Consider the following 23,231-nt stretch of genomic DNA (forward strand, 5'->3'; position numbering starts at 1 on the left):
CGGATGAGTAAAGTAAGAGTAAGATATGCACCAAGTCCAACAGGTTATCTGCATATTGGTAATGCACGTACGGCGTTATTTAACTATTTATATGCTAAGCATCATGATGGTGATTTCGTAATTCGTATTGAAGATACAGATAAAAAGCGTAACCTTGAAGATGGTGAGTCTTCTCAATTTGATAACTTACTATGGTTAGGTTTAGATTGGGATGAATCTGTAGATAAAGATAAAGGTTATGGTCCTTATCGCCAATCTGAACGTCAAGATATCTATAACCCTCTTATTGAAAAGCTACTTGAAGAAGATAAAGCGTATAAGTGTTATATGACTGAAGATGAATTAGAAGCTGAACGTGAAGCGCAACGTGCTCGCGGTGAAATGCCACGTTATGGTGGTCAACATGCGAACCTTACTAAAGAAGAGGAAGAAGCATTTGAAAAAGAAGGTCGCAAACCTTCAATTCGTTTCCGTGTACCTAAAGACAAAACATATCAATTTAACGATATTGTAAAAGGTGACGTATCATTTGATTCTAATGGTATCGGTGACTGGGTTATCGTTAAAAAAGACGGCGTACCAACGTATAACTTCGCCGTTGCGATTGATGATCACTATATGGAAATTTCAGATGTGATTCGTGGTGACGACCACATTTCAAATACGCCTAAACAACTTATGATTTATGAAGCATTTGGTTGGGAACCGCCACGCTTTGGTCACATGACATTAATTGTTAATGAACAACGTAAGAAGTTAAGTAAACGTGACGGTCAAATTCTTCAATTTATCGAGCAATATCGTGATTTAGGTTACTTACCTGAAGCATTATTTAACTTTATCGCTTTACTTGGTTGGTCTCCTGAAGGTGAAGAAGAAATCTTCTCTAAAGAAGAATTTATTAAAATCTTCGATGAAAATCGTTTGTCTAAATCACCAGCTTTCTTCGATAAGCAAAAATTAGAATGGATTAACAACCAATATATGAAAGAAAAAGATCCAGAAACTGTTTTTGAAATGACATTACCGCACATGATTAAAGCTGGATTACTACCTGAATCTCCTTCAGAAGATGAACTTGATTGGGGTAGAAAATTAGTTGCTTTATATCAAGAACAAATGAGCTATGCAGGTGAAATTGTACCGCTATCTGAATTATTCTTTAGAGATGAAAAAGAACTCGACGAAGATGCGAAAGCGGTATTAGATGGTGAACAAGTGCCTGAATTAATGAGCGCGTTATACGATAAACTTGAAAGCTTGGAACCATTTGAAGCAGTTGAAATCAAGAAATCAATTAAATCAATCCAAAAAGAAACGGGTATTAAAGGTAAAAACTTATTTATGCCAATCCGTGTTGCTGTAACTGGTCAAATGCACGGACCTGAATTACCAAACACGATTGAAGTATTAGGTAAAGATAAAGTCTTAACACGTATTAAAAAAATGTTATAAGCTTGAAAAAATTCAACAAATCCATTACGATTAAAGTGAATTTTGACGTAAGGAAGAGTAGTTAAATGGTTGTGACTCAGAGAGCGTACGGGTGGTGTGAGTACGTCGCAATGTTTAATGAATGCACCTTATTTGAGTAGTTGAATATCGACGAATGAGTGTACACATGTACGAAAATAAAGAGTGGAACCGTGCTTAAGCGCCTCTGACAATTTTGTTAGAGGTGCTTTTTTTAATAAAAGGGGGTAAACAGTGTGTTAAAACGTATGAAAGATGATGTAAAGATGGTGTTCGAACAAGATCCTGCTGCGAGAACGACGTTTGAAGTCGTCACAACGTATGCGGGCCTTCACGCAGTATGGAATCATTTAGTTGCACATTGGTTTTATAAACGAAAATTATATTTTATAGCAAGAGCAATTTCTCAAGTCTCACGCTTTTTTACGGGCATTGAAATTCACCCAGGTGCCAAAATCGGTAATCGTTTATTCATCGACCATGGTATGGGCGTTGTGATAGGGGAAACATGTACAATCGGTGATAATGTAACGATTTATCAAGGTGTTACACTAGGTGGTACAGGTAAAGAGAAAGGTAAACGTCACCCTGACATCGGTGATAATGTCTTGATTGCTGCTGGTTCCAAGGTATTGGGGAATATTAAAGTACATTCAAATTCAAATATCGGTGCAAACTCTGTAGTATTACGTAATGTGCCAAGCTATACAACTGTTGTAGGTATTCCAGGACGAATTGTTAAACAAGATGGTGTTAGAATCGGTAAAACGTTCGACCACCGTAACTTACCGGATCCTATTTATGAACAGTTAAAGCAATTAGAAAAACAACTTGAGCAAACTAAGAATGGAGAGATTGAAGATGATTACATTATATAATACGTTAACGAGACAAAAGGAGACATTCAAACCTATCGAGCCAGGTAAAGTGAAGATGTATGTATGTGGACCTACTGTCTATAACTACATTCACATTGGTAACGCAAGACCTGCGATTTGTTACGACGTTGTTCGTCGTTATTTCGAGTATCAAGGGTATGAGGTTGAGTATGTGTCTAACTTTACTGACGTTGATGATAAGTTAATCAAACGCTCTAACGAACTTGGCGAAAGCGTTCCTGATATTGCAGAACGTTATATCAAGGCCTTTTACGAAGATACAGGTGCGCTCCACGTTAAGAAAGCGACTTCTAATCCTCGCGTAATGGATCACATGGATAATATTATTGATTTTATTAAAGAACTTGTTGATAAAGGTTACGCTTACGAAAGTGGTGGCGACGTTTACTTTAGAACGCGTAAATTTGATGGCTACGGTAAATTAAGTCATCAGTCTATTGATGATCTAAAGGTAGGCGCACGCATTGAAACAGGTGAACAAAAAGAAGATGCCTTAGACTTCACATTATGGAAGAAAGCTAAGCCTGGTGAAATCAGCTGGGATAGCCCATTTGGCGAAGGTCGTCCAGGTTGGCATATCGAATGTTCTGTTATGGCTTACCATGAATTAGGTCCAACTATTGATATCCACGCAGGTGGTAGCGATTTACAGTTCCCGCACCATGAGAACGAAATCGCGCAATCAGAAGCGCATAACTGCGAAACATTCGCGAACTATTGGATGCACAATGGCTTCATCAATATCAATAATGAAAAGATGAGTAAGTCACTAGGTAACTTTATCCTTGTTCACGATATCATCAAAGAAATTGATCCTGACGTGCTACGTTTCTTTATGATTAGTGTGCATTACAGAAGTCCAATTAACTACAATTTAGAGCTTGTTGATGCTGCACGAAGCGGTTTAGAACGTATTCGAAATAGTTATGAAGCTTTAAGAACGCGCCTAGAGACGTCTGTTGATATTAAATCGCATGATGCGCATAAAGATGAAGCAGATCAAATTTTAGCGCAGTTTGAGAAAGTGATGAACGACGACTTTAACACAGCGAATGCCATTACAGCTTGGTATGATTTAGCGAAGTTATCAAATAAATACAATCTCGAGCAATCCACTTCAGTCGACGTGTTAAAACGTCTCATGGAAGTTCATGAAATCATTAGTGACGTATTAGGTGTCCCTCTTGAAAAGGCCTCTAAAGAAGAACTTTTAGACGAAGAAATTGAAGCATTAATTGAAGAGCGTAACGAAGCACGTCAACAAAAGAACTTCGAACGCGCTGATGAAATCCGAGACCTTTTAAAAGAGAAAAACATTATCTTAGAAGATACCAAACAAGGTGTGAGATTTAAACGTGGTGAATAATGTTAAGTTACTGAACCCGCTAACTTTGGCCTATATGGGCGATGCTGTGCTTGATCAACACGTACGCCGACACATCATTCGTAAAATTCAAAGTAAACCAAATCGCTTGCACCACGAAGCAACACGTTACGTCTCAGCGAAAAGCCAAGCCGAGACACTGATGACGCTTGAAGCGGTGGACTTTTTCACAGAGGATGAATCAGACGTTATTAAACGTGGTCGCAATGCGAAAAGCCATACGAAAGCTAAAAACACAGATGTTCAAACGTATCGTAAAAGTTCAGGGTTAGAAGCGGTGATTGGTTATCTATATCTTGACCATCAAACTGAACGTTTAGAAGCTTTGTTAGAAGATATTATTGAAATTGTTGAGAAAAGGGAGTGATGAATGTGGAAGATTTAACTATAGTAGGTCGTCACGCAGTTAAAGAAGCAATTATGTCCGGGCGTACAATTAATAAGATTCTGATACAAGAAAACATAAAAAAACAACAAATTGCAGACATTTTAAAAAAAGCAAAATCTGAAAAAATCATCGTTCAAACGGTACCAAAATCGAAAATTGACCACATTTCGGATTCACCCCATCAAGGTATCGCTGCGTTCATTGCGCCATATGCATATAAAGCCTTAGATGCCTTTTTAGAAGAAATGGAACAACAAGACCACTTGCCATGCGTACTCATCTTAGACGGTCTTGAAGATCCACATAATTTAGGTTCGATACTTAGAACTGCTGACGCAACGGGCATTGATGCCATCATTATTCCGAAACGACGTTCAGTTGCTTTAACGCAAGTTGTTGCCAAAGCGTCGACAGGAGCAATTGAGCACGTACCAGTCATTCGTGTAACGAACCTATCTCAAACTATGGATACATTAAGAGATAAAGGGTACTGGTTTGTTGGTTCAGAAGCCAAGCATTCAACAGATTATCGCGAGATGGACGCAGGTATGCCGCTAGCGATTGTTATCGGTAGTGAAGGTCAAGGTACAAGCCGCGTTGTGCTTGAGAAGTGCGATTTCTTCTTAAACATACCTATGGTTGGTCATGTTAATAGCTTGAACGCTTCTGTAGCGGCAAGCTTACTCATGTATGAAGTCTACCGTAAGCGTCATCCACTTGGAGAAAAGTCATGAAACAAGTATACGTCATCATAGATGGTTACAATATGATGGGACAATCCAATCACCTCAGTGCACTAGCTCAGGAAGACCTTTCCGAAGCGAGAGAACAGTTAATTGTAGAAATCAGTAACTATAACGCGCTTATTAAGGGTGAAGTGATTTGTGTATTTGATGCGTATGATCAAGAAGGTAATATGAGCGAATCGTATTATCACGGAGTTAAAATTATTTACACCAAGGAGAATGAGACGGCCGATAGCTATATCGAACGATGGGTTTATAATCACTATAACAAGCATACGACTAAGATTATGGTTGTCACGAGTGACATGAGTGAGCAACACGCAATCTTTGGGACTGGTGCTTATCGTATCTCGTCGCGTGAGATGTGGCGTAACATTACCGAGAATGAAAAGACCGTTAAGAAAACGATGGCTTCTATTGATAATACTAAGCCACGCACGCGAATTCCGTTGTCTGAAGACGTACTAACAAAATTTGAAAAACTGAGACGTGGTAACCCGGATTCTTAGCATTTCTGTAGTCTTGCGCTTTTTTTAATTTGTTCTATATGCTTACTTCAATATTTGAAGTAGGATGTGACAACTATGATTCAACAGCAATTAAGTAATGAAGAACTCTCAACGCTCATTAAAAATTATCAATCCAATCGTGATGCTTCTAAAGAAGCCTTAGTAAAAACACTACGTCCGTATATTTTAGAAGCGCTAATCGACTACAGAGTAAATAGGCAAGACCGTGAAGATATTTGTCATGATATTATAATGAAGCTCATGCAACATTTTGAACACTTTGTTATCGATGATACGTTGCCTATTACGCATTATCTGAACAAGGTCATTAAACGTGCAAAGATTGATTATTTAAGAGCGCATATGCGTTTAGAAGCACTCGGTGAGATGATCTTGAATGAGAGTAAAGCTGCTTATTACGCGTATCAAGCTATATACTATGCTGAGCTTGAACAGAATATGGTGCATAAAGAGGAGCTTGCATTTCTAGAGTGCTTTAGTGAGCGGTTAAGTCCTTTTGAAGTACAAGTCGTTGATTTGTTGATGAAAGAGTACAAACCGCGTGAAATCGCATTAAAGTTTCGCGTTGAAGAAAAAGTTGTATATAATGCGATTTATCGTTGTAAACATAAATTAAAAAAATATTATAAACGCTTATATCTATTTGACAATTGATTAAGAATTTTTGTATAGTAAACTGGTATTATAATGAGCAGGTGAACATTATGAAAAAGGTTCCTATTAATTGTGAAGCGTGTGGTAACAGAAATTATAATGTACCTAAAAATAAAGAAACTTCAACACGCCTAACACTCAAAAAATATTGTCCAAATTGTAATCAGCACACAGTTCATAAAGAATCGAAATAAATGAAGTGGAGGATATGAGATATGGCTAAAAAAGAAAGTTTCTTCCAAGGTGTCAAAAGTGAGATGGAGAAGACAAGCTGGCCAACAGGAAAAGAACTAGGTAAATATACATCGATTGTAGTTACAACAGTGTTATTTTTCTTATTATTTTTCTATGGTCTAGATATTGGAATCGGGAGACTTATCGAAATTATCAAATAGTTAGGAGTGACAAGATGTCCACAGAGAACGGGGCAAAACGTTGGTATGCAGTACACACATACTCAGGTTATGAAAATAAAGTTAAAAAGAATTTAGAAAAACGTGTTGAATCTATGAATATGACAGAACAAATTTTCAGAGTTGTCATACCAGAAGAAGAGGAAACACAAGTTAAAGACGGTAAAGCGAAAACGCTTGTTAAAAAAACATTCCCAGGTTACGTTCTTGTTGAATTAGTCATGACAGACCAATCATGGTATGTAGTACGTAATACACCTGGTGTTACAGGATTCGTAGGTTCAGCAGGTGCGGGTTCTAAGCCAAATCCATTACTTCCAGATGAAGCGCGTTTCATCTTAAAACAAATGGGCATGAAAGAAAAAACAATCGATGTTGAAGTTGAAATTGGCGACCAAGTTAAAATTAAATCTGGCCCATTTGCTGACCAAGTTGGCGTAGTAGATGAGTTAGAATCAGAAAAATTCAAGTTAACAGTACTTGTAAATATGTTCGGTCGTGAAACACCTGTAGAAGTAGAATTTGATCAAATCGAGAAATTATAAATTTTGTGGCGTTAACTTAATTGATGCGCTAGGCGTTCAGTGAGTAAGCTAAGGCAATGAGCGATTTGAGCTAAGCGTAAACTAATCCCACTATGAATTACATTCTAAGTGAATAGATGTACGCTTTCGCTGGGCTCATGCACAAGTTCCACTATGATTTAAAAGTCTAGTGTTTTAAAGGAAGGCCTGAGCATAGCTCATGCATAAATCCCACTAAGAATTTTATTCTAAGTGAATAGAGGTACGCCTGAGCAAAGCTCATGCACAAGTTCCACTATGATTAAAAAAATCAAGTGGAACTTTGCTATTGTAATTTGTAATAAGTAATGTTAAACTAATGTGGTCGCGCTCATGGAGGCGCTCATTTCGTCACGAAATGTTTTATGAGTGGGAGGGCAAAACTGAGCCCTGTGACCACATCACGATATCAAGGAGGTGCACATCGTGGCTAAAAAAGTAGAAAAAGTAGTTAAATTGCAAATTCCTGCAGGTAAAGCAAACCCAGCACCACCAGTTGGTCCTGCATTAGGTCAAGCCGGTGTGAATATCATGGGATTCTGTAAGGAGTTCAATGCACGTACACAAGAACAAGCAGGTTTAATCATTCCAGTTGAGATCACTGTATTTGAGGATCGCTCATTTACATTCATCACTAAGACACCACCTGCAGCAGTACTACTTAAAAAAGCAGCAGGCGTTGAAAAAGGTTCAGGCGAACCTAACAAAAACAAAGTTGCTACTGTTACTAAAGACCAAGTACGCGAAATCGCTAACACTAAGATGCCTGACTTAAACGCAGCATCTGAAGAAGCAGCTATGCGTATCGTTGAAGGTACAGCGCGTAGTATGGGTATCACAGTAGAAGGCTAATCGCATAACGATAACTTTAAATGAAACATGTATAAATAACGATATGCAGATAGCATTTGTTGCTGTCTGCCTTTAACTTGTACAAATGTACAAGTGAACGTGGGAGGACATTCCGCTAAAACCACTAAAGGAGGAAAAGAAATGGCTAAAAAAGGTAAAAAGTATCAAGATGCTCAAAGCAAAGTTGATCGCCAAAAGTTCTACAACGTAGAAGAAGCTATCAGCTTAGCTAAAGAAACTAATATTGCAAATTTTGATGCTTCAGTTGAAGTAGCATTTCGTTTAGGTATTGATACACGTAAGAATGACCAACAAATCCGTGGTGCTGTAGTATTACCACACGGTACTGGTAAATCACAACGTGTTTTAGTATTCGCGAAAGGTGACAAAATTACTGAAGCGGAAGAAGCAGGCGCAGATTACGTAGGCGATTCAGATTACGTTAACAAAATCCAACAAGGTTGGTTCGACTTCGACGTAGTTGTTGCTACACCAGACATGATGGGAGAAGTTGGTAAACTTGGTCGTGTATTAGGACCTAAAGGTTTAATGCCAAACCCTAAAACTGGAACAGTAACAATGGACGTTAAAAAAGCTGTTGAAGAAATCAAAGCTGGTAAAGTTGAATACCGTGCTGAAAAATCTGGTATCGTTCATGCTTCTATCGGTAAAACTTCATTCGATGAGGATAAATTAGTTGAAAACTTCAACGCATTAAAAGATGTTTTAACAAAAGCTAAACCATCTTCAGCAAAAGGTACTTACTTTAAATCAGTATCTGTAACAACAACTATGGGTCCTGGTATCAAAGTAGATACTTCTGGCTTTAAATTATAAAAAATAATCGTTGACTTATTACACTAAGCGCGATATATTAATAAATGTGATTATTTTACCTAAGACAGTAGGAGTTTAAAGAAACTTAATCATCATAGCAATTTATGATATCCTACCGAGGCTAAATTGACTTGAACGTGATAAGATTCAAGCACTTTTTGCCGCGGGTAAAAAGTGCTTTTTTATTGTAAAAAATCAATAAAAAGCACCAATTAAAATTTAAATTATGGAGGTGTCTAAATGTCTGCAATTATTGAAGCTAAAAAACAACAAGTCTCAACAATCAAAGAACAACTTGAAGCATCAGTTTCAACAGTTATCGTTAACTACCGTGGTTTAACTGTTGCTGAAGTAACAGACTTACGTAAACAATTACGTGAAGCTGGCGTTGAGTACAAAGTATACAAAAATACTATGCTTCGCCGTGCAGCTGAAGAAGCTGGACTTGAAGGTTTAAATGAACACTTCACAGGTCCTACAGCTGTAGCATTCTCTACAGAAGATGTTGTAGCACCAGCTAAAGTAATCGCTGGATTCGCTAAAGAACACGACGCAATTGAAGTTAAAGCCGGCATTATGGATGGTAAACTTATCTCAGCTGAGGAAGTTAACACAGTTGGTACATTACCATCTCACGAAGGTCTTGTTTCAATGCTATTATCAGTATTACAAGCACCAATGCGCAACTTCGCTTATGCAGTTAAAGCAGTTGGAGAAGAGAAAGAAAAATCAGAAGAAAGTGCTGAATAATCGACGCACTTACGCGATATCATAAAAAATATTTAAAAAATGGAGGAATATAAAATGGCAAATCATGAACAAATCATTGAGTCAATTAAAGAAATGTCAGTATTAGAATTAAACGATTTAGTTAAAGCAATTGAAGAAGAATTTGGTGTAACTGCAGCAGCTCCAGTAGCAGCAGCAGGTGCAGCAGGCGGCGGCGAAGCAGCTGAGAAAACAGAATTCGACGTAGAATTAACTTCAGCTGGTTCATCTAAGATCAAAGTTGTTAAAGCAGTTAAAGAAGCTACTGGTTTAGGTCTTAAAGACGCTAAAGCAATGGTAGACGAAGCTCCAAAAGTAATCAAAGAAGGATTACCAAAAGAAGAAGCTGAAAAACTTAAAGAACAATTAGAAGAAGTAGGCGCAACTGTAGAATTAAAATAATTCTTTGATAAATGAAAAAAGGGACTGGGATAATACTTGTTATTACCCAGTCTTTTTTATTTTCTAAAGGTGAGGTGTGGTTATGAGCCATTATTATGATAAAACACCAGAGGTAAAGAGCGACGAGCAAGTTTTCACGTATCATTATCAAAATCATCGCTTAGCGCTTACGACTGACGCAGGTGTCTTTTCAAAAGGTAAAATTGATTTCGGATCAGACTTATTAGTTCGAACTTTTTTAAAGCATCACCCAGTTGGCAAGAAGAAAACGATTCTTGATGTAGGGTGCGGCTATGGACCTATTGGGCTTATGTTGGCAAAGGTTGCGCCGCATGATGACGTTACTCTAGTAGATGTGAACGCGCGTGCTTTAGCATTAACAACTAAGAATATCGAAGCTAATGATATCTCAAATGCTTCAGTAAAAGAAAGTGATGGTTTAAGTGAAGTTGAAGACGATACGTATGACTTTATCTTAACCAATCCACCGATTCGTGCCGGAAAAGATGTCGTTCATGGCATTTTAGAAGGTGCCAAAGATAAGTTGAAAGCAAACGGCAAATTATTAGTCGTGATTCAAAAGAAACAAGGTATGGCTTCTGCAAAAAAGAAAATGGACGCAGTATTTTCAAATGTGGAAGTTTTAGCTAAAAATAAAGGTTACTATATTTTATCAAGTGATAAGTGTTGATTTTCAAAACTTTCTCTGATAGAATTATAAAATGTAAAAATTTATGTTCAATAAGTGTGTACTTTTACGTATTTCGTGGTGATTATAACAATAATAATAGACGATAATAGAAAATGGTGTCATCAAAATGTGCTGCCGTTTTCTTTTTGTCTAAGCACCTTTATAAATACTTTAAGTACGTGCACAATTTTTGAGGGGTGAATCTGTTTGGCAGGCCAAAATGTCCAATATGGAAGACATCGTAAACGTAGAAATTATGCGAGAATTTCAGAAGTATTAGAACTACCTAACTTAATAGAGATTCAAACGAAATCTTATGAATGGTTCTTAAAAGAAGGTCTTTTAGATATGTTCCGAGATATCTCTCCTATCGAAGACTTTACAGGAAACTTATCATTAGAATTCGTTGATTATAGATTAGGTGAACCTAAATACGATTTAGAAGAATCTAAAAACCGCGATGCAACTTACGCAGCGCCTCTTCGTGTGAAAGTTCGTTTAATCATTAAAGAAACTGGCGAAGTTAAAGATCAAGAAGTATTTATGGGTGATTTCCCATTAATGACAGATACAGGTACATTCGTTATTAATGGTGCTGAACGTGTTATCGTATCACAACTTGTACGTTCACCATCCGTTTACTTCAACGAAAAATTAGATAAAAACGGTCGTACAAACTACGATGCAACAGTGATTCCTAACCGTGGTGCATGGTTAGAATACGAAACTGATGCGAAAGACGTAGTATATGTACGTATTGATAGAACAAGAAAGTTACCATTAACAGTATTATTACGTGCTTTAGGTTATTCATCTGACCAAGAGATCATTGATTTAATCGGTGATAATGAATACCTACGTAACACGCTTGAAAAGGACAATACTGAAAATACAGATCAAGCTTTACTTGAAATTTATGAACGTTTACGTCCAGGTGAACCACCAACACTTGAAAATGCTAAGAGTTTATTATACTCACGTTTCTTCGATTCAAAACGTTATGATTTAGCTAGTGTTGGTCGTTACAAAGCTAACAAGAAACTTCACCTAAAACACCGTTTATTCAATCAAAAATTAGCTGAACCTATCGTTGATTCAGAAACTGGTGAAATTGTAGCAGAAGAAGGTACTGTACTAGACCGTCGTAAATTAGACGAAATCATGGAAGTACTTGAATCTACTGCGAACACTGAAGTTTATGAATTAGAAGGTAGTATTGTAGATGAACCGGTAGAAGTTCAATCTATTAAAGTATATGTACCAAATGATGATGAAGAAAAAACAACGACTGTAATTGGTAATGCATTCCCTGATTCAGAAGTAAAATGTATTACGCCAGCAGATATCGTTGCGTCAATGTCTTACTTCTTCAACTTACTACACGGCATTGGCTACACAGATGACATCGACCATTTAGGTAACCGTCGTTTACGTTCTGTAGGTGAATTACTACAAAACCAATTCCGTATCGGTTTATCAAGAATGGAACGTGTCGTACGTGAAAGAATGTCAATCCAAGATACAGATTCGATCACACCACAACAACTTATTAATATCCGTCCAGTAATTGCTTCTATCAAAGAATTCTTTGGTAGCTCTCAATTATCTCAATTCATGGATCAAGCAAACCCACTTGCAGAGTTAACGCACAAACGTCGTTTATCTGCCCTTGGACCTGGTGGTTTAACGCGTGAACGTGCTCAAATGGAAGTACGTGACGTTCACTATTCTCACTATGGTCGTATGTGCCCAATCGAAACACCAGAGGGTCCAAACATTGGTCTGATTAACTCACTATCAAGTTATGCACGCGTAAATGAATTTGGTTTCATTGAAACACCTTATCGTAAAGTAGATATCGAAAGAAACGCGATTACTGAGCAAATCGACTACTTAACAGCTGACGAAGAAGATAGCTATGTAGTTGCCCAAGCGAACTCTCGTTTAGACGAAGAAGGTCGTTTCTTAGACGACGAAGTTGTATGTCGTTTCCGTGGTAACAATACAACAATGGATAAAGAGAAAATGGATTACATGGACGTATCACCTAAACAGGTTGTTTCTGCAGCGACAGCATGTATCCCATTCATCGAAAACGATGACTCTAACCGTGCGTTAATGGGTGCAAACATGCAACGTCAAGCAGTACCTTTAATGAATCCAGAATCTCCATTCGTTGGTACAGGTATGGAACACGTAGCAGCTCGTGACTCAGGTGCAGCAGTCATTGCGCGTCACAGAGGTCGTGTTGAACATGTTCAATCTAACGAAGTATTAGTACGTCGTTTAATCGAAGAAGACGGCAAAGAATATGAAGGCGAACTTGATCGCTATCCATTAGCTAAGTTCAAGCGTTCAAACTCTGGTACTTGTTACAACCAACGTCCTATCATTGCTGAAGGCGACGTTGTAACTAAAGGCGAAATTCTTGCAGACGGTCCATCAATGGAACTTGGTGAAATGGCACTAGGTCGAAATGTAGTTGTTGGTTTCATGACATGGGAAGGTTACAACTACGAGGATGCTGTAATCATGAGCGAACGTCTTGTTAAAGACGACGTTTACACTTCTATTCACATTGAAGAATATGAATCAGAAGCTCGTGATACGAAGCTTGGACCCGAAGAAATTACGCGTGACATTCCTAACGTTTCTGAAAATGCCCTTAAGAACTTAGACGATCGCGGTATCGTTTATGTTGGTGCTGAGGTTAAAGATGGTGACATTTTAGTAGGTAAAGTTACGCCTAAAGGTGTTACTGAATTAACTGCAGAAGAACGTTTATTACACGCTATCTTCGGTGAAAAAGCACGTGAAGTTCGCGATACGTCATTACGTGTACCACACGGTGCAGGCGGTATCGTATTAGATGTTAAGGTATTTAATCGTGAAGAAGGCGATGATTCGTTATCTCCAGGTGTTAACCAATTAGTACGTGTCTACATCGTTCAAAAACGTAAAATTCACGTAGGGGATAAGATGTGTGGTCGTCACGGTAACAAAGGTGTTATTTCTAAGATCGTTCCTGAAGAAGATATGCCTTACTTACCAGATGGACGTCCAATCGACATCATGTTAAACCCACTAGGTGTACCATCTCGTATGAACATCGGACAAGTACTTGAATTACACTTAGGTATGGCAGCTAAATATCTAGGTATTCACGTTGCTTCTCCAGTATTCGATGGTGCGAACGATGAAGACGTATGGTCTACAATTGAAGAAGCTGGTATGGCACGCGATGGTAAAACAGTTCTTTATGATGGTAGAACTGGTGAACCATTCGATAACCGTATTTCAGTTGGTGTTATGTACATGCTTAAACTTGCTCACATGGTTGATGACAAGTTACACGCGCGTTCAACTGGTCCATACTCACTCGTTACGCAACAACCACTTGGTGGTAAAGCACAATTCGGTGGTCAACGTTTCGGTGAAATGGAGGTATGGGCACTTGAAGCATACGGTGCTGCATACACACTTCAAGAAATCTTAACGTACAAATCAGACGACACTGTCGGACGTGTTAAAACTTATGAATCAATCGTTAAAGGTGAGAACATCTCTAAACCAAGTGTTCCAGAATCTTTCCGAGTGCTTATGAAAGAATTACAAAGTTTAGGATTAGATGTTAAAGTTATGGATGAAAGTGACAATGAAATTGAAATGCGTGACCTTGAAGAAGATGAAATTCAAGATCGCAAAGTCAATTTACAACAATCTAGCATCCCAGAATCACAAAAAGAAATCACTGATTAATAGAAGTTAAGTAAATCAAGCTAAAGAAGAAGAAAAGGGTGCCTTTTCTCTTCTTTTCGGCTTATGTATTAGATATCGTTTAAACGTTGTGAATCAATCAAATAGCATAGCTAATTTAAACTGAAGGAGGTAGGCTCCTTGATTGATGTAAATAATTTCCATTACATGAAAATAGGACTCGCTTCACCTGAAAAGATTCGTTCTTGGTCATATGGTGAGGTTAAGAAACCAGAAACAATTAATTATCGTACTTTAAAGCCAGAAAAAGACGGTTTATTCTGTGAGAGAATTTTCGGACCTACGAAAGACTGGGAATGTAGTTGTGGTAAATACAAACGTGTACGCTACAAAGGTATGGTTTGTGACAGATGTGGTGTTGAAGTAACTAAATCAAAAGTTCGTCGTGAACGCATGGGTCACATTGAACTTGCTGCACCTGTTTCACACATTTGGTATTTCAAAGGTATCCCAAGTCGTATGGGTCTATTACTTGATATGTCACCTAGAGCTTTAGAAGAAGTTATTTATTTTGCTTCTTATGTTGTTGTAGATCCAGGTCCAACTGGTCTTGAAAAGAAAACATTATTAACTGAAGCTGAATTCCGTGATTATTATGATAAATTCCCTGGTCAATTCACTGCTAAAATGGGTGCTGAAGGTATCCGCGACTTATTAGATGAAATTGACTTAGATGTTGAATTAAAGGATTTACATGATGAGTTAGAATCTGCTACAGGTCAACGTTTAACTCGTGCGATCAAGCGTTTAGAAGTTGTTGAATCATTTAGAAATTCAGGTAACAACCCTGCTTGGATGATTTTAGACGTACTTCCAATCATTCCACCAGAAATTCGTCCAATGGTTCAATTAGATGGTGGACGTTTTGCAACAAGTGACCTTAACGACTTATATCGTCGTGTAATCAACCGTAACAACCGTTTAAAACGTTTATTAGACCTTGGTGCTCCTGGCATCATCGTTCAAAACGAAAAACGTATGTTACAAGAAGCAGTAGATGCTTTAATTGATAACGGTCGTCGTGGTCGTCCAGTAACTGGTCCAGGTAACCGACCATTAAAATCTTTATCTCATATGTTAAAAGGTAAACAAGGTCGTTTCCGTCAAAACTTACTTGGTAAACGTGTTGACTACTCAGGTCGTTCTGTAATCGCTGTAGGTCCTAACCTTAAAATGTACCAATGTGGTTTACCAAAAGAAATGGCAATTGAGCTTTTCAAACCGTTCGTAATGAAAGAACTTGTTAAACGTGAAATTGCTACAAATATTAAAAACGCTAAAAGTAAAATTGAGCGTACTGAAGATGAAGTATGGGACGTTTTAGAAGACGTAATCAAAGAACACCCAGTACTTCTTAACCGTGCACCAACGCTTCACAGACTTGGTATCCAAGCGTTCGAACCTACACTAGTTGAAGGTCGCGCTATCCGTCTTCACCCATTAGCATGTACAGCTTATAACGCTGACTTCGATGGTGACCAAATGGCGGTTCACGTACCATTATCAAAAGAAGCGCAAGCTGAAGCACGTATCTTAATGTTAGCAGCCCAAAACATCCTTAACCCTAAAGATGGTAAACCAGTTGTTACACCATCTCAGGATATGGTACTTGGTAACTACTACTTAACATTAGAACGTAGCGATGCTGTTAATACTGGTCGTATCTTTAATGATACTAATGAAGTATTAAAAGCTTACTCTAAGGGTTATGTACACTTACATTCAAGAATTGGTGTTCATGCATCATCATTCAATAACCCTACATTTACTGAAGAACAAAACAAGAAGATCTTAACAACAACTGTTGGTAAAGTTATCTTCAATGAAATCATTCCAGATTCATTTGCTTATATCAATGAACCTTCAGACGAAAACTTAGAACACGCTACACCTGATAAGTACTTTGTTTCAGCAAGTGAATTAGGAGAAGGCGGCTTAAAAGCTTACTTCGATGAACAAGAGCTAATTTCACCATTCAACAAGAAATTCTTAGGTAAAATTATCGCAGAAGTCTTCAATCGATTCAGCATTACAGATACTTCTATGATGCTTGACTTAATGAAAGACTTAGGATTTAAGTTCTCTTCTAAAGCAGGTATTACTGTTGGTGTATCAGACATCACAGTACTACCAGATAAGAAAGAAATCCTTGATAAATCTGAAGAATTAGTTGAACGTGTTCAAAAACAATTTAACCGTGGTTTATTAACTGAATCAGAACGTTATAACGCGGTTGTTGAAATTTGGACAGAAGCTAAAGATCAAATTCAAAGTGAATTAATGAATACACTTGAGAAAACAAACCCAATCTACATGATGAGTGACTCAGGTGCCCGTGGTAACGCATCTAACTTTACTCAACTTGCCGGTATGCGTGGTTTAATGGCCGCTCCATCTGGTAAGATTATCGAGTTACCTATCACTTCATCATTCCGTGAAGGTTTAACAGTATTAGAGTACTTCATTTCTACTCACGGTGCGCGTAAAGGTCTAGCCGATACAGCACTTAAGACTGCCGATTCTGGTTACTTAACACGTCGTCTTGTTGACGTAGCACAAGATGTTATCGTGCGTGAAGAAGATTGTGGTACAGACCGTGGTTTACTTGTTTCAGACATTAAAGAAGGTACTGAAATGATCGAACCATTCATCGAACGTATTGAAGGTCGTTATTCTAAAGAAACAGTTCGTCACCCAGAAACAAACGACATCATCTTACGTCCTAACGAACTTATTACATCAGAACTTGCTAAACAAGTAACAGATGCAGGTATTGAAGAAATTTATATCCGTTCAGCATTTACTTGTAACACGCGTCATGGTGTATGTGAAAGATGTTATGGTAAGAACCTTGCAACTGGTGAAAAGGTTGAAGTGGGTGAAGCAGTTGGTACAATTGCCGCTCAATCAATCGGTGAACCAGGTACACAGCTTACAATGCGTACATTCCACACAGGTGGGGTAGCAGGTAGCGATATCACACAAGGTCTTCCACGTATCCAAGAGATCTTCGAAGCGCGTAATCCTAAAGGTCAAGCTGTAATCACTGAAATTGAAGGTGTTATCGAAGACATCTCAATCGGCAAAGATCGTCAACAAGAAATTGTTGTTAAAGGCGCTAACGAAACAAGATCTTACCTTGCAAATGGTACATCACGTCTTAAAGTTGAAGTTGGTCAATCAGTAGAACGTGGTGAAGTATTAACTGAAGGTTCAATTGAACCTAAACACTTCTTATCAGTAGCTGGTTTAAATGCAACTGAAAGCTACTTACTCAAAGAGGTACAAAAAGTTTACCGTATGCAAGGTGTTGAAATCGACGATAAACACGTCGAAGTAATGGTACGTCAAATGTTACGTAAAGTACGTATCATCGAAGCTGGAGACACTAAATTATTACCAGGTTCATTAGTAGACATCCACAAGTTTACTGATGCTAACCGTGAAGCATTCAAAGGCCGTAAACGCCCAGCGACTGCTAAGCCAGTATTACTTGGTATTACGAAAGCTTCTCTTGAAACAGAAAGCTTCTTATCTGCAGCATCATTCCAAGAAACTACACGTGTCCTTACAGATGCAGCAATCAAAGGTAAACGTGATGACTTACTTGGACTTAAAGAAAACGTTATTATTGGTAAGTTAATTCCAGCTGGTACTGGTATGAGACGCTATAGTGACGTTGACTTTGAACGCGAAAGTGTCCAACCAGAAACACCAGAAGACATGGTAATCGAATAATGATCAATAGGTCCAAAGGGATTTAGAATTCAAATTTCAATTCCAAAGCTCCCTTTGGGCTTTCTTTTTTTAAAATATAGGCAGAAATTCGTATTAAAAAGTTGACTTTTGAAAAGAAAAGGTGTTAATATATTAAAGGTGTGATGCAAGCAAGAACTTTGGAGGATATGTGAAATGTCTAATGAAAAAGTTACACGCTTTAATAACAAGCAACACGTTGTTGGTTTGAAGGAGACGATGAAAGCACTTGAACGAGATCAAGTAACATCATTGATTATTGCCAAAGATGTGAATGTTCATCTCTTGTCTTTCGTGTTGAGCATTGCCATACAACAAAATATACCGATTTCATATTCTGAGAGTAAACAAACACTTGGAAATGAAGCAGGTATCAATGTAAGTGCAATTGTAGTTGCATTCTTAAAATGAGACTTAGTGAGGAAACTTACTAAATTTTATTTTACCCTAAAAATGAACCACCTGGATGTGTGGGATTAAGAAATGAAGAGAGGAGGACATTTAAATGCCTACTATTAACCAATTAGTACGTAAACCAAGAAAAAGCAAATCAAAGAAATCAGACTCACCAGCTTTAAATAGAGGTTTCAACAGTCAAAAGAAACAATTTACTAAATTAAATTCTCCACAAAAACGTGGTGTTTGTACTCGTGTAGGTACAATGACACCTAAGAAACCTAACTCTGCGTTACGTAAATATGCACGTGTGCGTTTATCAAACAACATTGAAATCAACGCATACATCCCTGGTATCGGTCACAACTTACAAGAACACAGTGTTGTACTTGTACGTGGTGGACGTGTAAAAGACTTACCTGGTGTGCGTTACCATATCGTACGTGGTGCTTTAGATACTGCAGGTGTTGATGGACGTATGCAAGGACGTTCATTATACGGTACTAAAAAACCTAAGAAATAAAGTTAAGACTTTGTAAAGTTTCGCTTTTTAAAATGACTGAAAGTTAATCAATATACTATAATAGGAAGGGAGGACTTTAATTATGCCTCGTAAAGGATCAGTACCTAAAAGAGATGTATTACCAGATCCAATTCACAACTCTAAGTTAGTGACTAAATTAATCAACAAAATTATGTTAGATGGTAAACGTGGGACAGCTCAAAGAATTCTTTATTCAGCATTCGACCTAGTTGAACAACGTAGTGGTCGTGATGCTATGGAAGTATTCGATGAAGCAATCAACAACATTATGCCAGTACTAGAAGTTAAAGCTCGTCGTGTTGGGGGTTCTAACTACCAAGTACCTGTAGAAGTACGTCCAGAACGTCGTACTACTTTAGGTTTACGTTGGTTAGTGAACTATGCCCGTCTTCGTGGTGAAAAAACGATGGAAGATCGTTTAGCTAACGAAATCTTAGACGCTGCTAACAACACTGGTGGTGCAGTTAAGAAACGTGAGGATACTCACCGTATGGCTGAAGCGAACAAAGCATTCGCACACTACCGCTGGTAATATGATGGTTTGCACCCTGAGCATGTTCCGAAATATCTACAAAAATTTTGGAATGGTAATGCTTAGGGCAAAGCCATATCCACATGTTTTTTAATCCTATATTTTGGAAGGAGAAAGAATACCCATGGGAAGAGATTTTTCTTTGAAACACACTCGTAACCTCGGTATCATGGCGCACATTGATGCTGGGAAAACAACTACGACTGAACGTATTCTTTATTACACTGGACGTATCCACAAAATTGGTGAAACACACGAAGGTGCTTCACAAATGGACTGGATGGAACAAGAACAAGATCGCGGTATCACAATCACTTCAGCTGCAACAACTGCTGAGTGGGATGGCCACCGTGTAAACATCATCGATACACCAGGACACGTAGACTTCACAGTAGAAGTTGAACGTTCTTTACGTGTACTTGATGGTGCGGTAACAGTACTTGATGCGCAATCAGGTGTTGAACCACAAACTGAAACAGTATGGCGTCAAGCAACAACTTACGGCGTACCTCGTATCGTATTCGTTAACAAAATGGATAAATTAGGTGCAGACTTCGATTACTCACTTAGCACTTTAAAAGACCGTTTAAATGCGAACGCGAAACCAATTCAACTACCAATCGGTTCAGAAGACGATTTCAAAGCAATCATTGACTTAGTTGAAATGAAATGTTTCCAATATAACAATGACTTAGGAACTGAGATTGAAGAAATTGAAATTCCAGATAGTCATAAAGAACGTGCTCAAGAAGCACGTGAAGAATTAATCGAAGCAGTTGCTGAAACTAACGATGAATTAATGGAAAAAGTTCTTGAAGATGAAGAAATTTCTATTGATGAATTAAAAGCTGCTATCCGTAAAGCAACTACTGATGTTGAATTCTTCCCAGTACTTTGCGGTACTGCATTCAAAAACAAAGGTGTTCAATTAATGCTTAACGCTGTAATTGATTACCTTCCATCTCCGTTAGACGTAAGAGCTATCGTTGGTCATCGTTCTGAAAACCCAGACGAAGAAGTTATCGCTAAAGCTGATGACGACGCTGAATTCGCTGCGTTAGCATTCAAAGTTATGACTGACCCTTACGTTGGTAAATTAACATTCTTCCGTGTGTACTCAGGTACTTTATCTGCTGGTTCATACGTTAAGAACTCAACTAAAAACAAACGTGAACGTGTAGGTCGTTTATTACAAATGCACGCTAACTCACGTCAAGAAATCAATACAGTATACTCTGGTGATATCGCTGCAGCTGTAGGTCTTAAAGAGACTGGTACTGGTGATACTTTATGTGGTGAAAAGAACGATATCATCCTTGAATCAATGGAATTCCCAGAGCCTGTAATTCACTTATCAGTTGAGCCTAAATCTAAAGCTGACCAAGATAAAATGACTCAAGCTTTAGTTAAATTACAAGAAGAAGATCCAACGTTCAAAGCGCACACTGACGATGAAACTGGACAAGTTATCATCGGTGGTATGGGTGAATTACACCTTGATATCTTAGTTGACCGTATGAAGAAAGAATTCAACGTTGAATGTAACGTAGGTGCTCCAATGGTATCTTACCGTGAAACATTCAAAAAAGGCGGCAAAGTTCAAGGTAAATTCTCTCGTCAATCAGGTGGTCGTGGTCAATACGGTGATGTTCACATTGACTTCCAACCAAATGAAACTGGCGGCGGATTTGAATTCAAAAACTCTATCGTTGGTGGTGTAGTTCCTCGTGAATACATCCCTTCAGTAGAAGCTGGTCTTAAAGATGCAATGGAAAACGGTGTATTAGCTGGTTATCCATTAATCGACGTTAAAGCTGAATTATTCGATGGTTCTTACCACGATGTCGATTCATCTGAAATGGCCTTCAAAATTGCAGCTTCATTAGCGCTTAAAGAAGCAGCTAAAACATGTGAACCTGTAATCTTAGAACCAATGATGAAAGTTACAATCGAAATGCCTGAAGAGTACATGGGTGACATCATGGGTGACGTTACTGCACGTCGTGGACGCGTAGATGGTATGGAACCACGCGGTAACGCTCAAGTTGTTAACGCATTCGTACCACTTTCAGAAATGTTCGGTTATGCAACTAACTTACGTTCTAATACTCAAGGTCGCGGTACTTACACAATGTACTTCGATCACTATGCAGAAGTTCCAAAATCAGTAGCTGAAGAAATCATTAAGAAAAACAAAGGTGAATAATTTAAGGTTAAACCTTGAATAAATTCATCTACTATCCACAATTGTGCGATAAGTTTGATATTATTGATTTTTTAAGGCAAATGATTTATAAATGTAATAAAGATTATTTCTCATGAAGGTGAGTAACTTTCATGAGAGATATTACAAATTTAATTTTCTAAATTGAAGAGGAGAGATTTCATAATGGCTAAAGAAAAATTCGATCGTTCAAAAGAACATGCCAATATTGGTACAATTGGTCACGTTGACCATGGTAAAACAACTTTAACAGCTGCTATCGCAACTGTATTAGCAAAAAATGGTGACACTGTAGCACAATCATACGACATGATTGACAACGCTCCAGAAGAAAAAGAACGTGGTATTACTATCAATACTGCACACATCGAGTACCAAACTGACAAACGTCACTATGCGCACGTTGACTGCCCAGGACACGCTGACTATGTTAAGAACATGATCACCGGTGCTGCTCAAATGGACGGCGGTATCTTAGTTGTATCTGCAGCTGACGGTCCAATGCCACAAACTCGTGAGCACATCCTTTTATCACGTAACGTTGGTGTACCAGCATTAGTTGTATTCTTAAACAAAGTTGACCAAGTTGACGACGAAGAATTATTAGAATTAGTTGAAATGGAAGTTCGTGACTTATTAAGCGAATATGACTTCCCAGGTGACGATGTACCTGTAATCGCTGGTTCAGCATTAAAAGCTTTAGAAGGCGACGAAAAATTCGAAGAAAAAATCTTAGAATTAATGCAAGCAGTTGATGACTTCATCCCAACTCCAGACCGTGACTCTGATAAACCATTCATGATGCCAGTTGAGGACGTATTCTCAATCACTGGTCGTGGTACTGTTGCTACAGGCCGTGTTGAACGTGGTCAAATCAAAGTCGGTGAAGAAGTTGAAATCATCGGTCTTGCTGAAGAATCAAGCAAAACAACTGTTACAGGTGTAGAAATGTTCCGTAAGTTATTAGACTACGCTGAAGCTGGTGACAATATCGGTGCTTTATTACGTGGTGTTGCACGTGAAGACGTTAACCGTGGTCAAGTATTAGCTGCTCCTGGTTCAATCACACCTCACACTAAATTCAAATCAGAAGTATACGTATTATCAAAAGACGAAGGTGGTCGTCATACACCATTCTTCTCTAACTACCGTCCACAATTCTATTTCCGTACTACTGACGTAACTGGTGTTATCCAATTACCAGAAGGTACAGAAATGGTTATGCCTGGCGATAACGTTGAAATGGAAGTTGAATTAATTTCTAAAATCGCTATCGAAGACGGTACTCGTTTCTCAATCCGTGAAGGTGGACGTACTGTAGGTTCAGGCGTTGTTACTGAAATCATCGAGTAATCCAAAATATAGATTAAAGCAACTCCCTTAATTGGGAGTTGTTTTTTTT

Annotated in this window: 22 protein-coding genes and 1 other annotated feature; all 22 genes read left to right on the forward strand. The window is 38.2% G+C overall.

What is annotated here, in order from left to right:
* The first annotated feature begins 3 nt into the window (after positions 1 to 3).
* The 22 genes from gltX to tuf all read left to right on the forward strand — a co-directional run bounded on the left by gltX (position 4) and on the right by tuf (position 23,182).
* The gene (gene gltX / locus A33S_RS0109745; RefSeq protein WP_009383830.1) at positions 4 to 1,455 is read left to right on the forward strand and encodes a glutamate--tRNA ligase; all 1,452 of its coding nucleotides are present in this window, start codon (positions 4 to 6) and stop codon (positions 1,453 to 1,455) included.
* A 266-nt stretch (positions 1,456 to 1,721) separates the two neighbouring features.
* Positions 1,722 to 2,351 (forward strand): serine O-acetyltransferase, encoded by a 630-nt coding sequence (gene cysE, locus A33S_RS0109750; protein WP_193765462.1) that lies wholly within the window; start codon positions 1,722 to 1,724, stop codon positions 2,349 to 2,351.
* Entirely contained in the window at positions 2,335 to 3,738 is a 1,404-nt protein-coding gene (gene cysS / locus A33S_RS0109755; RefSeq protein WP_009383832.1) for a cysteine--tRNA ligase, read from the forward strand. The genes cysE and cysS overlap by 17 nt, the downstream gene beginning before the upstream one ends.
* Positions 3,739 to 3,772: 34 nt before the next feature.
* Complete coding sequence (locus A33S_RS0109760) at positions 3,773 to 4,123, forward strand: Mini-ribonuclease 3 (RefSeq protein ID WP_051007387.1); 351 nt, start codon at positions 3,773 to 3,775, stop codon at positions 4,121 to 4,123.
* Positions 4,124 to 4,128: 5 nt separating this feature from the next.
* On the forward strand, positions 4,129 to 4,878 hold the full coding sequence (gene rlmB, locus A33S_RS0109765; protein WP_009383834.1) for a 23S rRNA (guanosine(2251)-2'-O)-methyltransferase RlmB: 750 nt from the start codon (positions 4,129 to 4,131) through the stop codon (positions 4,876 to 4,878).
* Entirely contained in the window at positions 4,875 to 5,399 is a 525-nt protein-coding gene (locus tag A33S_RS0109770) for an NYN domain-containing protein (RefSeq protein WP_009383835.1), read from the forward strand. The genes rlmB and A33S_RS0109770 overlap by 4 nt, the downstream gene beginning before the upstream one ends.
* A gap of 75 nt (positions 5,400 to 5,474) precedes the next feature.
* Positions 5,475 to 6,074, forward strand: a complete 600-nt coding sequence (locus tag A33S_RS0109775) for a sigma-70 family RNA polymerase sigma factor (protein WP_017176807.1) — start codon at positions 5,475 to 5,477, stop codon at positions 6,072 to 6,074.
* A gap of 50 nt (positions 6,075 to 6,124) precedes the next feature.
* The gene (gene rpmG, locus A33S_RS12085; protein ID WP_009383837.1) at positions 6,125 to 6,268 is read left to right on the forward strand and encodes a 50S ribosomal protein L33; all 144 of its coding nucleotides are present in this window, start codon (positions 6,125 to 6,127) and stop codon (positions 6,266 to 6,268) included.
* 21 nt (positions 6,269 to 6,289) lie between these two features.
* Positions 6,290 to 6,469, forward strand: coding sequence for a preprotein translocase subunit SecE (gene secE, locus A33S_RS0109780; protein WP_009383838.1), 180 nt, complete (start codon positions 6,290 to 6,292; stop codon positions 6,467 to 6,469).
* Positions 6,470 to 6,483: 14 nt separating this feature from the next.
* Positions 6,484 to 7,032: a transcription termination/antitermination protein NusG gene (nusG, locus tag A33S_RS0109785; protein ID WP_009383839.1), complete on the forward strand. Its 549-nt coding sequence runs from the start codon at positions 6,484 to 6,486 to the stop codon at positions 7,030 to 7,032.
* Between the two features lie 444 nt (positions 7,033 to 7,476).
* A complete protein-coding gene (rplK, locus tag A33S_RS0109790) occupies positions 7,477 to 7,902 on the forward strand; it encodes a 50S ribosomal protein L11 (protein WP_009383840.1) in 426 nt (141 codons plus the stop codon).
* A 141-nt stretch (positions 7,903 to 8,043) separates the two neighbouring features.
* Positions 8,044 to 8,739, forward strand: a complete 696-nt coding sequence (gene rplA / locus A33S_RS0109795) for a 50S ribosomal protein L1 (protein ID WP_009383841.1) — start codon at positions 8,044 to 8,046, stop codon at positions 8,737 to 8,739.
* Between the two features lie 40 nt (positions 8,740 to 8,779).
* Positions 8,780 to 8,932 (forward strand) — a sequence feature (ribosomal protein L10 leader region).
* A 47-nt stretch (positions 8,933 to 8,979) separates the two neighbouring features.
* On the forward strand, positions 8,980 to 9,489 hold the full coding sequence (gene rplJ, locus A33S_RS0109800; protein ID WP_009383842.1) for a 50S ribosomal protein L10: 510 nt from the start codon (positions 8,980 to 8,982) through the stop codon (positions 9,487 to 9,489).
* Positions 9,490 to 9,543: 54 nt separating this feature from the next.
* The gene (rplL, locus tag A33S_RS0109805) at positions 9,544 to 9,909 is read left to right on the forward strand and encodes a 50S ribosomal protein L7/L12 (protein ID WP_009383843.1); all 366 of its coding nucleotides are present in this window, start codon (positions 9,544 to 9,546) and stop codon (positions 9,907 to 9,909) included.
* Between the two features lie 82 nt (positions 9,910 to 9,991).
* Complete coding sequence (locus A33S_RS0109810; protein ID WP_009383844.1) at positions 9,992 to 10,600, forward strand: class I SAM-dependent methyltransferase; 609 nt, start codon at positions 9,992 to 9,994, stop codon at positions 10,598 to 10,600.
* A gap of 207 nt (positions 10,601 to 10,807) precedes the next feature.
* A complete protein-coding gene (rpoB, locus tag A33S_RS0109815) occupies positions 10,808 to 14,359 on the forward strand; it encodes a DNA-directed RNA polymerase subunit beta (RefSeq protein WP_009383845.1) in 3,552 nt (1,183 codons plus the stop codon).
* Positions 14,360 to 14,524: 165 nt separating this feature from the next.
* Complete coding sequence (gene rpoC / locus A33S_RS0109820) at positions 14,525 to 18,115, forward strand: DNA-directed RNA polymerase subunit beta' (RefSeq protein ID WP_162129660.1); 3,591 nt, start codon at positions 14,525 to 14,527, stop codon at positions 18,113 to 18,115.
* Positions 18,116 to 18,289: 174 nt separating this feature from the next.
* The gene (locus tag A33S_RS0109825; RefSeq protein WP_009383847.1) at positions 18,290 to 18,544 is read left to right on the forward strand and encodes a ribosomal L7Ae/L30e/S12e/Gadd45 family protein; all 255 of its coding nucleotides are present in this window, start codon (positions 18,290 to 18,292) and stop codon (positions 18,542 to 18,544) included.
* Positions 18,545 to 18,638: 94 nt separating this feature from the next.
* The gene (gene rpsL / locus A33S_RS0109830) at positions 18,639 to 19,052 is read left to right on the forward strand and encodes a 30S ribosomal protein S12 (RefSeq protein ID WP_009383848.1); all 414 of its coding nucleotides are present in this window, start codon (positions 18,639 to 18,641) and stop codon (positions 19,050 to 19,052) included.
* Between the two features lie 82 nt (positions 19,053 to 19,134).
* Positions 19,135 to 19,605, forward strand: a complete 471-nt coding sequence (gene rpsG, locus A33S_RS0109835) for a 30S ribosomal protein S7 (protein WP_009383849.1) — start codon at positions 19,135 to 19,137, stop codon at positions 19,603 to 19,605.
* Positions 19,606 to 19,729: 124 nt separating this feature from the next.
* Complete coding sequence (gene fusA / locus A33S_RS0109840; protein ID WP_009383850.1) at positions 19,730 to 21,811, forward strand: elongation factor G; 2,082 nt, start codon at positions 19,730 to 19,732, stop codon at positions 21,809 to 21,811.
* 183 nt (positions 21,812 to 21,994) lie between these two features.
* Complete coding sequence (gene tuf / locus A33S_RS0109845) at positions 21,995 to 23,182, forward strand: elongation factor Tu (protein ID WP_009383851.1); 1,188 nt, start codon at positions 21,995 to 21,997, stop codon at positions 23,180 to 23,182.
* Positions 23,183 to 23,231 lie beyond the last annotated feature (49 nt).

The sequence above is a fragment of the Staphylococcus massiliensis CCUG 55927 genome (assembly GCF_000298075.1).
In the GTDB taxonomy this organism is placed as follows: Bacteria; Bacillota; Bacilli; order Staphylococcales; family Staphylococcaceae; genus Staphylococcus; species Staphylococcus massiliensis.